17 protein-coding genes are annotated in these 15216 nt (G+C 70.3%); 5 read left to right on the forward strand and 12 right to left on the reverse strand.

What is annotated here, in order from left to right:
* From VES41_RS07515 to flgL, 3 genes are all read left to right on the forward strand, one after another.
* A partial coding sequence (locus VES41_RS07515) for a methyl-accepting chemotaxis protein (protein WP_324815044.1) occupies nucleotides 1–565 on the forward strand: 565 nt, incomplete at its 5' end.
* 122 nt (nucleotides 566–687) lie between these two features.
* Nucleotides 688–2655 carry a flagellar hook-associated protein FlgK gene (flgK, locus tag VES41_RS07520; protein ID WP_324815047.1) on the forward strand — a complete coding sequence of 656 codons (1968 nt, stop codon included), beginning with the start codon at nucleotides 688–690 and terminating at the stop codon, nucleotides 2653–2655.
* A gap of 26 nt (nucleotides 2656–2681) precedes the next feature.
* The gene (flgL, locus tag VES41_RS07525; RefSeq protein WP_324815051.1) at nucleotides 2682–3893 is read left to right on the forward strand and encodes a flagellar hook-associated protein FlgL; all 1212 of its coding nucleotides are present in this window, start codon (nucleotides 2682–2684) and stop codon (nucleotides 3891–3893) included.
* An 18-nt stretch (nucleotides 3894–3911) separates the two neighbouring features.
* Here the strand turns inward: flgL and VES41_RS07530 are convergent, their stop codons facing one another.
* The 3 genes from VES41_RS07530 to VES41_RS07540 all read right to left on the reverse strand — a co-directional run bounded on the left by VES41_RS07530 (nucleotide 3912) and on the right by VES41_RS07540 (nucleotide 6737).
* Nucleotides 3912–4649, reverse strand: coding sequence for a hypothetical protein (locus tag VES41_RS07530; RefSeq protein ID WP_324815053.1), 738 nt, complete (start codon nucleotides 4647–4649; stop codon nucleotides 3912–3914).
* A gap of 121 nt (nucleotides 4650–4770) precedes the next feature.
* Nucleotides 4771–5421: a hypothetical protein gene (locus VES41_RS07535; protein WP_324815056.1), complete on the reverse strand. Its 651-nt coding sequence runs from the start codon at nucleotides 5419–5421 to the stop codon at nucleotides 4771–4773.
* A gap of 68 nt (nucleotides 5422–5489) precedes the next feature.
* Nucleotides 5490–6737: an MFS transporter gene (locus VES41_RS07540; protein ID WP_324815059.1), complete on the reverse strand. Its 1248-nt coding sequence runs from the start codon at nucleotides 6735–6737 to the stop codon at nucleotides 5490–5492.
* A 163-nt stretch (nucleotides 6738–6900) separates the two neighbouring features.
* Here VES41_RS07540 and VES41_RS07545 point away from each other — a divergent pair, with 163 nt between their 5' ends.
* The gene (locus tag VES41_RS07545; RefSeq protein ID WP_324815061.1) at nucleotides 6901–7695 is read left to right on the forward strand and encodes a helix-turn-helix transcriptional regulator; all 795 of its coding nucleotides are present in this window, start codon (nucleotides 6901–6903) and stop codon (nucleotides 7693–7695) included.
* Between the two features lie 14 nt (nucleotides 7696–7709).
* On the opposite strand, the gene VES41_RS07550 is transcribed toward VES41_RS07545, so the two are convergent.
* Nucleotides 7710–8630, reverse strand: a complete 921-nt coding sequence (locus VES41_RS07550; RefSeq protein WP_324815064.1) for a hypothetical protein — start codon at nucleotides 8628–8630, stop codon at nucleotides 7710–7712.
* Between the two features lie 286 nt (nucleotides 8631–8916).
* On the opposite strand from VES41_RS07550, the gene VES41_RS07555 reads away from it, so the two are divergent.
* Complete coding sequence (locus VES41_RS07555; protein WP_324815067.1) at nucleotides 8917–9312, forward strand: nuclear transport factor 2 family protein; 396 nt, start codon at nucleotides 8917–8919, stop codon at nucleotides 9310–9312.
* A 39-nt stretch (nucleotides 9313–9351) separates the two neighbouring features.
* Here VES41_RS07555 and fliR read toward each other — a convergent pair whose 3' ends face one another.
* From fliR to VES41_RS07595, 8 genes are all read right to left on the reverse strand, one after another.
* Complete coding sequence (gene fliR, locus VES41_RS07560) at nucleotides 9352–10146, reverse strand: flagellar biosynthetic protein FliR (RefSeq protein WP_324815070.1); 795 nt, start codon at nucleotides 10144–10146, stop codon at nucleotides 9352–9354.
* Nucleotides 10146–10415 carry a flagellar biosynthesis protein FliQ gene (fliQ, locus tag VES41_RS07565; RefSeq protein ID WP_324815073.1) on the reverse strand — a complete coding sequence of 90 codons (270 nt, stop codon included), beginning with the start codon at nucleotides 10413–10415 and terminating at the stop codon, nucleotides 10146–10148. Before fliQ ends, fliR begins: the two co-directional genes overlap by 1 nt.
* Before the next feature lie 13 nt (nucleotides 10416–10428).
* Nucleotides 10429–11187 (reverse strand): flagellar type III secretion system pore protein FliP, encoded by a 759-nt coding sequence (gene fliP, locus VES41_RS07570; protein WP_324815075.1) that lies wholly within the window; start codon nucleotides 11185–11187, stop codon nucleotides 10429–10431.
* Nucleotides 11184–11783 (reverse strand): flagellar biosynthetic protein FliO, encoded by a 600-nt coding sequence (fliO, locus tag VES41_RS07575; protein ID WP_324815077.1) that lies wholly within the window; start codon nucleotides 11781–11783, stop codon nucleotides 11184–11186. Before fliO ends, fliP begins: the two co-directional genes overlap by 4 nt.
* Entirely contained in the window at nucleotides 11780–12223 is a 444-nt protein-coding gene (gene fliN, locus VES41_RS07580) for a flagellar motor switch protein FliN (protein ID WP_324815079.1), read from the reverse strand. The genes fliO and fliN overlap by 4 nt, the downstream gene beginning before the upstream one ends.
* Complete coding sequence (fliM, locus tag VES41_RS07585) at nucleotides 12216–13214, reverse strand: flagellar motor switch protein FliM (protein WP_324815081.1); 999 nt, start codon at nucleotides 13212–13214, stop codon at nucleotides 12216–12218. Before fliM ends, fliN begins: the two co-directional genes overlap by 8 nt.
* 20 nt (nucleotides 13215–13234) lie before the next feature.
* Complete coding sequence (gene fliL, locus VES41_RS07590) at nucleotides 13235–13720, reverse strand: flagellar basal body-associated protein FliL (protein ID WP_324815083.1); 486 nt, start codon at nucleotides 13718–13720, stop codon at nucleotides 13235–13237.
* A 108-nt stretch (nucleotides 13721–13828) separates the two neighbouring features.
* Nucleotides 13829–15202, reverse strand: coding sequence for a flagellar hook-length control protein FliK (locus VES41_RS07595; RefSeq protein ID WP_324815086.1), 1374 nt, complete (start codon nucleotides 15200–15202; stop codon nucleotides 13829–13831).
* Nucleotides 15203–15216 lie beyond the last annotated feature (14 nt).

Raw genomic sequence — 15216 nt, forward strand, 5'->3', positions numbered from 1 at the left:
GGCCAAGGAGATCAAGCAATTGATCGACGACTCGGTCGGCAAGGTCGAGGAGGGCAGCCGCCAGGTGGCGGAGGCCGGCCGGACCATGGAAGAGATCGTCGAGAGCGTCAGGCGCGTGACCGACATCATGGGCGAGATCACGGCGGCCAGCCAGGAGCAGACCTCCGGCATCGAGCAGATCAACCAGGCCATCACTCAAATGGACCAGGTCACGCAGCAGAACGCGGCGCTGGTGGAGGAGGCCGCGGCGGCCGCCGCCTCGCTGCAGGAGCAGGCCGGCGGACTGGTGCAGTCGGTCAGCGTGTTCAGGATCGGCAGCGACGACGAGGCCGGGCGCGTGATCGCGCAGGCACGCAGCGCCGGCCGGCCGCAATCGGCGCCGCAGCACGCCGCACCGGCCAAGCCGAAGGCCGGCGCCAAGGCCGCCAAGGTGCCGCGGGGCACGGCATCCACCGCTGCCGACGCCGGCGACCTGCCTGCCGCCCCGCCGGCCCGGCGCACCGCCGCAGGGCAAGCCGGCAAGGCCGCACCGGCCGAGGCCTGGGGCGACTGGACGGAGTTCTGAAGGTCGAAGTGAACTTTCGGCGGACTTCAGCTTTGCAGCCGCCGTGCCGATAAGAAGAGCAAGGCACCGGACAGCGGTGCCAACGTTTACAACCATCCACATCCGAAAGCAGGTCCCCACCCATGTCTGGAAGCTTGTTCTTCACCGGCCTGAGCGGCCTGTCGGTGGCGCGCAGCGCGCTGATGACCACGGCCAACAACACGGCCAACGTCTACACCGACGGCTACAGCCGCCAGGTGGCGCAGGTGTCGACCAACGGCGCCGTGTCTTCCGGCTCGGGCTACATCGGCAGCGGCGCGCGCGTCACCACCGTCACGCGCAGCTACGACCGCTACCTGACCGCGCAGCTCGCCTCGGCGCAGTCGAACTCGGCCGCCCTGGGCGCCTACAGCACGCAGATCGACCGCATCGACTCGCTGCTGGCCGACACCACCTCGGGCCTGAGCCCGCTGATGCAGAGCTTCTTCACCGCGGTGCAGGGCGTGGCCAACACCCCGGCCGACTCCGCCGCGCGCCAGCAGCTGATCAGCTCGGCGCAGTCGCTGTCCAACAAGTTCCGCTCGACCGACCAGTACCTGTCGGACCTCAACGACTCGGTCAACGAGCAGATCAGCGGCGGCGTCGAGCAGGTCAACACCTATGCCAGCAAGATCGCCGGCCTGAACCAGCAGATCAGCATGATGACGGCGATGGCCGGCGGCCAGCCGCCCAACGACCTGCTCGACCAGCGTGACCAGCTGGTCAGCGAGCTCAGCCAGATCGTCGACGTCAAGGTGCTGCAGCAGGACAACGGCAAGTACAACGTGTTCATCGGCACCGGCCAGTCGCTCGTCGTGGGCGACCAGGCCGCGAAGATGCAGGCGGTGCCGTCCGCGGCCGATCCCACGCGCACCGCGGTGGCGCTGGTCGGCATCTCCGGCAACGTCACCGAGCTCAAGGACAGCGCCATCACCGGCGGCACGCTGGGCGGCCTGATGGCCTTTCGCACGCAGACGCTGATCCCGACGCAGAACGCCATCGGCCGCCTTTCTCTGACCATCGCCGATGCCTTCAACGCCCAGCACAACCTGGGCGTGGACCTCAACGGCGCCCTCGGCGGCGACTTCTTCGGCAACACCGGCCCGGGCATCTTCTCGAACGCCCGCAACAACGGCGACATGGTGCTGACCGGCAGCGTGAGCGACGCCGGCCAGCTGACCACCAGCGACTATTCGGTGCAGGTCAAGGACGCCGGCGGCGGTGCGCTCAGCTACACCGTCACCCGGCTTTCCGACAACAGCAGCGTCGGCAGCTTCACCGACATGCCGATCACCTTCGACGGCGTGACGCTCGACGTGGCCAGCGGCGCCGCCCAGAACGGCGACACCTTCCTGGTGCAGCCCACCCGCTACGGCGCGCGCGACATGGACGTGCTGGTCAAGGACCCGGCCAAGGTGGCCGCGGCGTCGCCGATCGTCACCGGCACCGCCGCCGCCAACCAGGGCAGCGGCGCGATCAGCGCGGCAACCGTCGACGCGGACTACCTCGCCACGCCCCTGGCCGCCAACGTCACGCTCAGCTACGACGCAGCCAGCGGCGAGTTGTCGGGTTTTCCGGCCGGCTCGCCGGTCCGCGTGACGCTGCCCGACGGCTCCACCGCCACCTACGCCGGCGGCACGCCGGTGCCGTTCACCGCGGGTGCCCAGGTGAGCTTCGGCGGCATATCCGTCACCCTGAGCGGCGCACCGGCCGATGGCGACACCTTCAGCATCGACCGCAACGCCGGCGGCGTCTCGGACGGCAGCAACGCACTGGCGCTCGGCGCGCTGCAACGCAAGGCCATCGTCGGCGGCGGCGCCACCACCTTCGGCGGGGCCTACTCGCAACTGGTGAGCGAAGTGGGCAACCGCGCCATGGAGATCAACGTCGCGCTGACCACGCAGGAGAGCGTGACCGGGCAGATCAAGGCCAGCCAGCAGTCGATCTCCGGCGTCAACCAGGACGAAGAGACCGCCAACCTGCTGATGTACCAGCAGATGTACCAGGCCAACGCCAAGGTGATCCAGACCGCCTCGACCATCTTCGACGCGATCCTGGGCATCCGTTCGTGATGACCGCCACCTGATTTGGAGAAATGATGCGCATCAGCACCAGTTCCTTTTACGAGCAGAACGTCACCGCCATGGGCCTGCAGCAGCAGAAGCTGTTCCGGGTGCAGCAGCAGCTGTCGGCGGGCACGAAGTTCCTCAGCCCGGCCGACGATCCAGTGGGCGCCGCGCGCGCGCTCGGGGTGAGCGAGTCGCTGTCTCTTTCGTCCCAGTACGCCACCAGCCGCCAGCGCGCCATGCTGTCGCTCTCGCGCGAGGAGACCGCGCTCGACAGCGCCACCACCGTGCTGCAGAACATCAAGACGCTGACCGTGCAGGCCGGCAACGGCACGCTGTCGGACGCCGACCGCCAGTCGCTCGCCACCACCATCCAGAGCAACCTGGACCAGCTGGTGGGCATCGCCAACGCGGACGACGGCAACGGCCAGTTCCTGTTCGCCGGCTACAAGAGCGCCAGCGCGCCCTTCGCGGCGCAGGCCGGCGGCGGCATCAAGTACGTGGGCGACCAGGGCCAGCGGCTGATGCAGGTCGACGTGGCGCGCCAGATGTCCACCTCCGACGACGGCCGCAGCGTGTTCATGTCGGTGCAGGGCGGTGCCGGCTACGTCACCACCGCCGGCGCGGCCAACACCGGCACCGGCGTGTTCGGCTCGGCCACCGTGGTCGACGCCACTGCCGCCGACTTCGGCAAGGATTTCCAGATCGCCTTCGCAGGCGGCAACTACACGGTCACCACCGGCGACACGCCGCCGGTGGTGGCGGCCAGCGGCGCCTTCACGGCGGGCGTGCCGATCAGCTTCGGCGGGCTGCAGATCAGCATCGCCGGCCAGCCAGCCGACGGCGACAGCTTCGACGTGACCACCGCGAAGAACGCGGGCACCGACATCTTCGCGGCCATCGGCGAACTGGTGAGCGCGCTGCGCACGCCCGTGGCCGGCGGCGGCGAGGCCGCGCAGGCGCGCCTGCAGAACGCCCTGAGCACCGCCAACGTCAAGGTCACCAATGCGCACGACAACGTGCTGACGGTGATTTCATCGGTGGGCTCGCGTATGAACGAGCTGGAGTCGCTCGACAGCGCCGGCTCGGCGCGCACGCTGATGGACGAAGGCTACCTGTCGGAGATCCGCGACCTCGACCCCGTCGCGGCGATCGCCGAGTTCTACCAGCGCCAGACGTCGCTGCAGGCGACGCAGATGACTTTCGCCAAGCTGAATTCGATCGCGCTGTTCAACTACCTGTAGGCGTCCGGTAGAGGGCGCTCACTGCGGGCGTTCGAACCGCGTCTTCGGGAAATCGTTGTCCGGGTGTCCGGCCAGCGCCGCGGCCTCGGTGCGCGCGAATGCGTCCGATGCGGCCGGCGCGTCGGCATCCGGCTCGGCGTCGTAGCTCACTTCCAGCCCCGCCACTTCGGTGCGGGCGAAGAGGTCGGCCACCGCGACCGGTGGCCGTGTCGGCTGAACGACGGCGGGCGGCTGCGCAGCCACCGGCCGCGACGCCCGCACCTGCTGGCGCAGCAGCGCCATGTCCGCGCGCACCTCTTCCAGCGTGCGCAGCCGGTTCGGCGGCTCGGCGGCGGGAGCTTCCTCGGCCGGTGTTGCTGGCGGCGGCACGTCGGGGGCGGCCTGGTCCGGCGCGACCGGCGCGGCCGCGGCCTTGACGGCGGCCGGAGGCATCGCCGCCGGGCGGGCTTCATCCGCTTCGTCGTCCTCGTCCGGGGCGCCGTCTTCCTCGTCCTCGTCCTGCGCGGTGGCGAAGTTGAACGGCGTGAAGCGCGCCGGCTCCGCGGCCGCCCCGGCGACGGCCGGCTTGGCGCGCAGGCCGGGCCCATCGATCACGCGATGCGCGAACCAGACCAGCAGCAGCCCGGCCACGGCACAGGCGGCCGCCCAGGTGTCATGCGCTTCGTGCAGGACCAGCGCGAGGCCGAAGGACAGCATTGCCGCGCCCAGGGCGGCGTATCCAGCGATGCGAACTCCGGTGATGCGTTTGCTGCTCATGCCTGATGGTCCGTCAAATAGTTAGCACATTGTTACTAGCTTGGCGGCGCGACGGTCGCCGCGTGGTGCCCGCCTGGGTCGGGCTGCGCGCAAAAACGCACGGAAAGCGGCACCGCGGCGCCTAAAGCTCTTCGCGCAGGCGCTCCGAATGCTGCGCCAGCTCGGCCGCCTCGACGACCTCCTGCAGGGAGAGCGGCCCGGTCAGCTCGACCTCGCCCGCCAGCACGCTGTCCAGCGCCTGCTGCCCGGACGGGCCGGCCAGCCAGGCGAACGCGGAGGTGATGGAGCCGCCGCCGAACCTGGTGCGCATGGCTTTGGCGGCGGCACGGCTGACGGCGGTGAACGCCGCATGATCCGCCGCCGCGGAAGCCGCCCGCACGATGACGCAGAAGGCCTCGAGCTTGTCCGCCTCGTTGCGCAGGCGCCTGGCCTTCGCCGCGCTCGGCGGCGCGTGGCCGAGAAGGGCGGCGTCGGATGCCTCGGTGAACAACCGGATCTCGCGCCCTTCTTCCCAGGCCGGATCGCTCCGCGTGACAACGACCACCGGATGGCCGCGGGCCTCGGCCGCGCGTTCGGCCGCCGCATCGGCGGCGCCCGCCTGGTCCGGGCGCCAGGCCAGCAGCGGCGCCGCCGGCGAGCCGCGGACGGCCCAGCGGCCCGCGCTGTTCAGGCAGCGGACGTGGCTGCCCGGCGCGCCGCCCTGGTCTGGCGCCTCGCGCGGCGCCGGCTGTTGGCCCGCAGGGGAAAGGAACAGGTACTGGGCGGCAGGCATGGGCGATCTCGTTCGGGGTGAGGGCCCATTGTCGCCCGCCCCGCCTGCCTCGCCACGGCGCTGCGCCGTCAGCGCCGCCGAGGGCTTCTCGGCAGCAGCACGGTCACCACGCCCAGCAGCGGCAGGTAGGCGATGGCGTCGTACACGAAGGTGATGCTGGTGTGGTCCGCGAGCAGCCCGAGCAGCGCGCCGCCGAGCCCGCCCATGCCGAAGGCGAAGCCGAAGAACAGGCCCGACACCATGCCGACCTTGCCCGGCATCAGTTCCTGGGCATAGACCAGGATCGCCGAGAACGCCGACGACAGCACCAGCCCGATGACGATGGTCAGCGTGGTCGTCCAGAACAGGTTGGCGTGGGGCAGCAGCAGCGCGAAGGGGGCCACGCCGAGAATGGAGAACCAGATCACCGGCTTGCGCCCGATGCGGTCGCCGATCGGGCCGCCGGCCACGGTGCCGATGGCCGATGCGAACAGGAAGATGAACAGGTGGACCTGGGCGCTCTGCACCGACAGGCCGAACCGTTCGATCAGGTAGAACGTGTAGAAGCTGCTGATGCCGGCCACGTAGAAGTACTTGGAGAAGATCAGCACCAGCAGCACCGCGATCGCCCCGATCACCACCTTGCGCGGATACGGCGCCGCGACCGCCGCGTTCCTGCGCCCGCCGTTGGCCACCTGGTGGGCGGCGTACCAGCGGCTGACCTGGAACAGCAGGCCGATGCCGACCACCACGGCCAGGCCGAACCAGGCCATGCTGTGCTGCCCGAAGGGCGCGATGACCGCGGCGGCCAGCAACGGCCCGATCGCCGTGCCGGTGTTGCCGCCCACCTGGAAGACCGACTGCGCCAGGCCATGCTTGCCGCCCGACGCCAGCCGCGCGATGCGCGACGACTCCGGGTGGAACACGGCCGAGCCGATGCCCACGAACGCGGCGGCCACCAGCACGATGCCGAAGGTCGGCGCAAACGCCAGCATCATCAACCCGACGAGGGTGGACGCCATCCCGAACGGCAGCGAATACGGCTGCGGCCGGCGATCGGTGAACAGCCCGATCAGCGGCTGGAGCAGCGACGCCGTGAGCTGGTAGGTCAGCGTGATCAGCCCGATCTGGGCAAAGCTCAGCGCGAACTCGCCCTTGAGGATCGGGTACATCGCCAGGATCAGCGACTGCATCATGTCGTTGATCATGTGCGAGCCGCTGATGGCGGCGAGGATGCCGAAGGCGGGCTTCGCCGCGTGCGCGGTCGCGGTCGGTGTCGCGCCGGCGGCACCGTCAGGTGCGCCGGCGCCTTGCAAGGTGGCGGTGGATAGAGTCATCTTGGATCGGTTGAACTGAGGCGCCGGGGCGGCTGCGCTGCACGCGAGGCAGCGTCCCGCGCTGCCTTGACGGCGCGCCCGGCATGCCCGGCGTGACAGAATTGTCCCGGCCCGCCGTTCCCCTGTCTCGCGCCAACTCACCAACAACCCTCGCGAAAAGGACATGCGCTCCCGTCACCCGCCGCCGCCGCTGTCGCGCGCCCTCGAGGAAATCGACGGGGCTTCTTCTCCCGTCACCGGGCGCGCCACCGACTATCCGGCCAGCTGGCACATCGAGCCGCATGCGCACAACAAGCACCAGCTGATCTATGCCGTGCAGGGCGTGATGGTGGTGCAGGCCGACGCGGGCCGCTGGGTGGTGCCGCCCACGCGCGCCATCTGGATGCTGGCCGGCATGACCCACGAGATCCGCTGCATCGGCGAAGTGCACATGCGCAGCCTGCTGGTCGCGCCGGACGCCGCGCCGCGCCTGCTGGACCAGACGCAGGCGGTCGGCGTGTCGCCGCTGCTGCGCGAGCTCGTCCGCGCGGCGGTGGAGGTGCCGCAGCCGTACTCGCCCCAGTCGCGCGACGGACGCCTGATGCGCCTGATCCTGGACGAGCTGCGTGCGCTGCCCGTCCTGCCGCTGCACCTGCAGATGCCGGCGGACCCGCGGCTGCGCCGCATCTGCGGACAGCTGCAGCGCCAGCTGGACGACGCCACCACCCTGACCGAGTGGGCGCATCGGCTCGCGGTCGACGTGAAGACCATCCAGCGGCTGTTCGCGAAGGAGACCGGAATGACCTTCGGCCAGTGGCGCCAGCAGGCGCGGCTGCTGCGCGCGCTCGAACTGCTGGCGACCGGCGAGAAGGTCATCGACGTGGCGCTCGAACTCGGCTACGACAGCCCCAGCGCATTCGGGACGATGTTCCGCAAGCAGTTCGGCCAGACGCCGAGCCAGTTCTTCGCGCAGGGATAGCCCGGCCGCCCGCCCTACGGCCTCGCGGGATCGGCTTGCGTAGTCGGCACGCGATAGAGCACCCCGTACCGCCCCGACTCCACGCCGTGGTCCATGTAGGCGCTGGTCAGCTCGATTGCATCGCCCGAGGGGCGCATCCGAAAAGTCATCTGGCCCGTCCGCAGTTCGCGCACCAATGCGCCGTCGACCAGATGCAGCCTGATCTCGGAGGTCTTGGCGGTCTTTCTGTCTGCGTAGGCGTACTGGGCGAACACCACATCGCTGCCGTCGAGCACTCCGTCGCCGATGCGATCGATCGACAGCTTTATGTCGGCCCACTTGTGAAGGCCGGTCCAGCCATGCCACAACCCAACCCACTGTGCGAGCTCCTTTGGGGCTTGCTCTGCCGCCGTGGGCGGCTGGGAGGGCGCGAGCGTCGCCTCATGGGCGGCGTTTCCCTGGATGACGGCATTTCTGACCCGGTCCACCTCTTCGGCGGTGGGTGGTGGCTGCTTGGCCAGATCGCCCTTGACCCAGTAGTTGCTGGTCCTGGTGGCCCCGCCGTCCGCGCCAACAAACTCGACCTTGACCGTCCGACCCGTTGGGTCCATGGTCAGGCGAAGCTTCTCCTTGTTGTAAGGCATGTCGACATTGATCGCATCGCCCTCGATGGTTCCCACCAATCTGGTGACAAGGCCGTCCGTCGTCGTCGCCCACGAATAGGCCAGCGTTGCGCGGCCGGCCTCCGAGATCTCCTGCACGACGATCTTCATGTCGACGTCGTGGAGCGCGCCGATCTGGCCGTGCCAGTATCCCAGCCAGCGGGTCTTTGTCGGATCCTGGGCGCCAGCCACGTGGCCGACGTACGTGGTGGGGAGGGTGGCCTGTGCGCGCGCCAGGGTACCCAGGCACGCGGCGGTCAGGCAAATGCAAAGGCATCGGAGCAGATGGATCATCTTGGCTTTCCTCGCTGGCGGTTGCCGCCTCGATGACCGACGGGCGATCGAGACTGGATTGGTGCCATGCGAGGGTCTCTCGCGGGCGCCGCCCTGGCCAGACGCAATCTGGTGTTGACACGGACACCGAAATGCATTTGTCCTGCCAATGGGCGTGAAGGATGCGCCGGCCTGCGACACCAGGTCGCTGCCGCAGATGCCAGTCAGGACGCATGCCCAGGCCGATTGCCAGCCCCGAGGCAAAGTGCCATGCTGCGGCGTCGATCCTCCCCGAAAGGAGCACCCCATGACGGATTCCCGCGTCGAGGTTTCGGTCGCTTTCCTGCAGGCGTTCGCCGACGCCTGGAATGCGCATGACGCAGATGCCCTGATGTCCTTCATGACCGATGACTGCGTCTTCGATGCGTCCGCCGGCGCCGATGTGTGCGGCGAACGCGCCCAAGGCGCGCAGGCCGTGCGCGCGGCTTTCGTGGACGTCTGGACCAACTTCCCCGACGCGAACTGGGGTGACGCGAGGCACTTCGTGTGCGGGGACCGCGGCGTTTCGCAATGGACCTTCACCGGCACGCGGCGCGACGGCAGCCGGGTCGAGGTCCACGGCTGCGACCTGTTCACCTTCCGGGCGGGCAGGATCGCGCTGAAGGACTCCTACCGGAAGAACCGCCCGCCGCTTGCTGCATAGGCATCGGCGTGATGGGCCAGGCCCAGCCGGAAGCCCGGCTCAGGGCCGCAGCGCCTGCACCACGCCGGCCATTGCCTCCAGCCCGGCCGTGAACCGGGGCTCGAGCATCTGCAGCAGGTGCGGCACCTGCAGGGCCATCAGCGCGATGCCGGCCAGCAGCGTCAGCGGGAAGCCGACCGCGAAGATGCTGAACTGCGGCGACGCGCGGTTGAGGATGCCCATGGCCAGGTTCAGCGTCAGCAGCGCGGTCACCAGCGGCAGCGCCAGCATCAGTCCGCTGGTGAAGATGTGGCTGCCCTGGAGCGCCAGCGCCAGCCAGCCCTGCGACGCCAGCGGCGCGTCCGAGATCGGCAGGGCCTGAAAGCTGTCGGCCAGCGCGGCGAGCATGAGCAGGTGGCCGTCCACGGCCAGGAACAGCAGCATGGCGAGCATGTTCAGGAGCCGCCCGACCACCATGGTCTGGCCGCCGCTGCTCGGGTCGAAGAACGCGGCGAACGACAGGCCCATCTGCAGCGAGATGTACTCGCCCGCCGCCAGCACGGCCGCGAACACCAGCCGCATGGCGAAGCCCATGGCGACGCCGGCGAGCACCTGCTTGAGGATGATCCACACGCCGCCGGCCGAGACCACCGGCACGTCCGGCATCGGCCCCAGGGTGGGCGAGATCACCACCGCCAGCAGCACGGCCAGCGCGACGCGCACCTGGCGCGGCACGGTCGACTCGCTGGTGATCGGCGCCGTACTCAGCAGCGCCAGGATGCGCACGAACGGCCACAGGAATGCCACCAGCCAGCCCATCAGCTGGTCGGAAGTGACCGAGAAGACCGGCGGCATCAGCCCACCAGCTGCGGGATGCCGGTGAACAGGGTGCGGATGTAGTCGACCACGGACGACAGCATCCACGGCCCGGCGACGACCAGCGTGACGAACACCGCCAGCAGCTTGGGGATGAAGGACAGCGTGGCCTCGTTGATCTGGGTGGCTGCCTGGAAGATGCTGACCAGCAGGCCGACGACCAGCGCCACCAGCAGCAGCGGCGCGCCGAGCACGAGGGAGACTTCCATCGCGCGGCTGCCCATCGTCATGATGGTTTCGGGTGTCATGGGAGTGGGTGGGCTAGGTGTAGAAGCTCTGCGCCAGCGCGCCGATGAGCAGCTGCCAGCCATCGGCCAGCACGAACAGCATCAGCTTGAACGGCAGGGCGATGCCGGCCGGCGGCACCATCATCATCCCCATCGACATGAGCACGCTGGCGACGACCAGGTCGATCACGAGGAACGGAATGAAGATGGTGAAGCCGATCTGGAAGGCCGTCTTCAGCTCGCTGATGACGAAGGACGGCAGCAGGATGCGCAGCGGGACTTCCTCCGGCCCCTGCATCTGCGGCACGTTGGCCAGGCGGGCGAACAGCGCCAGGTCGGTCTCGCGCGTCTGGCGCAGCATGAAGGTCTTGAACGGCGCGATGCCGCGTTCCATTGCCTGCTCGGGACTGATCTTGTTCTCGGAAAAGGGCTTGTAGGCCTCGTCGTAGACCTTGTCGAACACCGGCGCCATCACGAAGAAGGTCAGGAACAGCGACAGGCCCACCAGGATCTGGTTGGGCGGCGCCGACTGCGTGCCGATGGCCGTGCGCAGCAGCCCCAGCACGATCAGGATGCGGGTGAAGCTGGTCATGCACAGCAGGAGCGCCGGCAGGAACGACAGCGAGGTCAGCAGCACCAGCGTCTGCACGCTGAGCGACCAGGTCTGGCTGCCGCGCGGGCCCGGGGTGCTGACGATGCCGGGCAGGCCCTGCGTCCAGGCCACGGCCGGCGCCACCGCGATCAGCAGCAGGAATGCGCAGCGCAGGCCGCGCTGCACGGCGGGGCGGTTCATTGCGTGCTGAGCTGGCCGTTGCGCAACAGCGATTCGTTGAGCTTGCGCGCGAACAGGATCACCGGGTCGGCCATCGGCGACGACGCGGGCGGTGCCGGGGGCGCCGCGGGCACGGATACCGCCGGACAGGCGAAGGCGGCCGGCGCCTGCACCGACGCCTGGGCCTCGGCCACCGCGTCGAGCACCGGGGTGCTCACCGCGGCCGCGCTGCCGGGCGCGCCCGCGTGCGCCGGCAGGGTGTGCAGCGCCTGCACCTGGCTGGCCGTGACGCCGAGCACGACCCAGGTGTCGGCCACCTCGATCACCACCACCCGTTCGCGCCGGCCCACGGCGGTGCTGGACACCACCTTGACCATGCTGGCGCCGCCGAGCCGCTGCAGCCCGAGGCGGCGCGCCGCCCAGGCGCAGGCGAAGATCAGCGCCAGCACCGCCGCCATGCCCAGGAAGGCCTGGCCCAGGCCGCCGCCGGCCGCGGGCGGCACCGCGCCGGGCGCGACGGTCTGCAAGGTGGCGTGGACCGGCAGTGCGCCCAGCGCACCCAGTGCCGCCGGCACGCGCGCGGCACGCAGCCGCTGGTAGACGAGTCGCTTGTTCATGATCTGGCGAGCTTCTGCATGCGCTCGGAGGGGGTGATGATGTCGGTCAGGCGGATGCCGTACTTGTCGTTGACCACCACCACTTCGCCTTGCGCGATGAGGTAGCCGTTGATCAGCACGTCCAGCGGCTGGCCGGCCAGGCCGTCGAGCTCGACCACCGAGCCTTGCGACAGCTGCAGCAGGTTCTTGATGGTGATGCGCGTGCGGCCGATCTCGGCCGTCAGCTGCACCGGCACTTCCATCACGCGGGCGATGTCGGCCGGCGATACGCCGGCGGCCTCGGACGCGGTCTCCTGGATCTGCTGGAACACCTGCGTCGTGGCCGGCGCGGCGGCAGGCGGCGCCGCCGCCGTCGCGGGCGCGGACGCGGCGGTCTGCTCGGCCAGCGCGGCCGCCCAGTCGTCCGCCTCGGCGCCGGATGAATTGGTTTCGTCAGTCATGCTCGTACTTCGAATCGGAGTCGTGGTTGATCATCTTGTTGACCCGCAGCGCGTAGCGGCCGTTGGAGGTGCCGTAGCCGCACTCCATCACCGGCACGCCGTCGACCTTGGCCAGCGCCTGCTGCGGCAGCTCGATCGGCAGCACGTCGCCCACCTTGAGCTGCAGCACCTGGCCGATGGTCGAGGGAATCGTCACGAAGTCGGCCGTCAGCTCGACGTCGGCCGCCTGCATCTGGTGCGACATCTGGCGCACCCAGCGCTTGTCCACCTCGATCTCGTCCTGGATCGGGTTGGACAGCAGGTCGCGGATCGGCTCGATCATCGAGTAGGGCAGGCACACGTGCAGGAAGCCGCCGATCGGCCCGAACTCGATCTGCAAGGTGGTGTTGATCACCACCTCGTTGGGCGCCACGATGTTGGCCAGCTTGCCGTGCATCTCGGCGCGCACGTAGTCGAATTCCAGCGGGTAGACCGGCTTCCAGGCGTCGCCATAGCACTGCAGCGACAGGTCCAGCAGGCGGCGGATGATGCGCTGCTCGGTGCGCGTGAAATCGCGGCCTTCCACGCGCACGTGGTAGCGGCCGTCGCTGCCGAAGAGGTTGTCCACCACCAGGAACACCAGCTTCGGGTCGAACACGAAGATGGCGGTGCCGCGCAGCGGCTTCATGTGCAGCATGTTGATGTTCGCGGGCACCGGCAGGTGCCGCACGAACTCGCTGTACTTCTGGATCTGCATCGGCCCGACGGTGATGTCGGGGCTGCGCCGCATGAAGTTCAGCAGCGCGCCGCGCAGTGCACGCGCGAAGCGGTCGTTGATGACCTCCAGCGTGTGCATGCGGTTGCGCACCACGCGGTCGGGCGCGCCGAGGTCGTAGGCCGGCAGGCCGTCCGCCGGCATCGCCGGCGTGCGGGCCTGGTCGGCGCCGCCGCCGGTCACGCCCTGCAGCAGCGCGTCGACCTCGTCTTGCGAGAGGACCTGTTCGTAGGCCATGGGTGACCGGCTGCCTTGGCTTACTGCACCACGAACGTGGTGAAGGCGATGCCGGTGATGCCCTGCTGGGGCAGGTTCTCGGCCAGCGGGCGGTTGAGCTCGGTGCGGATCTCGTCGGCCAGCCTGCTCTTGTCGTCGGTCGTCATCAGGTCCTCGCCCTTGCGGTTGGACAGCAGCAGCAGCGCGCGGCTGCGCAGCACGGGCATGAACTCGGCGATCTGCGCGCGCGACTTCTCGTCGCGCACCTTCAGCGTCATGCCCAGGTGCAGGAACCGGGCGCGGCCCTCGGACTGCAGGTTGACGGTGATCGGCTCGATGTTGACGAAGATGGGCTTCTCGGGAACGGGTGCGGCGGCCTCGACGGGCTCGGCATGGCGGCCCAGGAAGAACCAGGCGGCACCGCCGGCGGCGGCCACCAGGACGATGCCGGCGATCAGGCCGAGCAGCAGTTTCGAGGCGGAGGATCCGCTCGGCGCGGTGCCGGCGGCGGGGGTCGATGTGGCCATGAGGTCGTTGTTTCGCTGTTGCGGTCGATTCTTCGCCAACGGCAATGGCGCCGAAGGTTCGATCAAGCGGGGAAAAGGGGCTCAACTCCGCTCATTGGTGGGCGGATTTCACGCGAACGTGTCGAGGCTGCTGCTGGCGCGCGTGCGGCTGGCGGGGGCGGCTGCGGGCGCGGCCGCCTGCGGCTGCACACGGGCCGTGCCCGGGTAGTCGGGCGTGCCGCGCCGCGGCGCCGCGTCCTGGTTGGCGAAGCCGCCGCCCTGGCCGGAAGGCTGCTGCGATTGCGACCCCACCGAGGCATCGCCGAGCTGGATGCCCTGCGCCGCCAGCGTCGTGCGCAGCTGCGGCAGGGCGGCCTCCAGCGCCTTGCGCACGCTCTCGTGCGCCGACGTGAACATCGCCTGGGTCTGCTGGTCGCTCATGGTCAGGGTGACCTGCAGCGGCCCGAGCTCGGACGGGTTGAGGTTGAGGCGGGCCACGTGCTGGCCGCTGGCGCTCATGCGCAGCATCTGCTGGGCCAGCGCGGGGCCCCAGGCGTCGTCGCCCACCTTCGGCGCGAGCGTCAGCAGGGGCGACGACGCGCCGGTCGTGGCGCCGGCACGGTCCGCCGGCGCGGCGGCGGCCGGCTGGAACTGCACCGGCAGCGCGGTGTCGCCGTCGCCGGCTTCGCGCTCGCCCGCGCCGTCGCGCCCGCCTGCCAGGCCGGCGCTGGCTGTGGCCATCGCGGCCTGGAAGTCGACGGTGGCGTCGCGCGGGGCGGCGTTGGCCGCAGCGGTGGCATCGGCATCGCCGGCGGCGGCTGCGCCTGACGCGGGTGTCGTCGGGTCGGCTGCGCCTGTCCTGGCCACCGTGCGCGGCGACGCCGCGCGGACCGCCGGTGCGTTGCTGCCTGGCAGGGCCGGCGTGCCCGTGGCTTCGGCGAAAGCGGCTGCCGCGCCGGCGAGCGTGGGCGTGTCGGCCGTGTCGGCCGTGTCGTCCGCCGCGGCCGGGGTCGCTGCGTCCTTCGCGGTGGCCTTGGCGCCGTGGCCCGCGCGGTCGGCGTCGGCGCCATCTGCGGGCGGTGTGTCGGCGGTCGGCGCCGCGCCGTCGGCCGTGGCCGGCAGGGCGGCCGCGCCTTGGGCGGCGAGCGCCGCGGTGGTGGCGGCGGCGCCGGCGGCGAGGTGCGGATCGGAAGCGGCCGGCGCGGCGGAGGGCGCCAGCGGAGCCAGCATGGCCATCACGTCGGCCGGCGTGAGCGTGCGCTCGCGCTCGTCGTCGCGGCCGGCCTTGCGGGTGCCGGGCCGGGCAGCTTCGCTGCGCTCGCCGGCTCCGGCACTGGCGGAGGGCTCTTCGGCGCGCCGCGCGCGGGCGCTGCGCATCTCGTCGAAGGCCGATTCGAAACTGCGGCCATCCGGGCTGTCGGCATTGCGCGCGCCGGGCTGGGCCGGGGCGCGGGTGCTGGCGGCGGCGTTGGCGGCGGCCAGGGCGAGGGTGGGCATGGACATGGCGATCTCTCCTC

This window comes from Variovorax sp., assembly GCF_035634955.1.
GTDB lineage: Bacteria > Pseudomonadota > Gammaproteobacteria > Burkholderiales > Burkholderiaceae_C > Variovorax.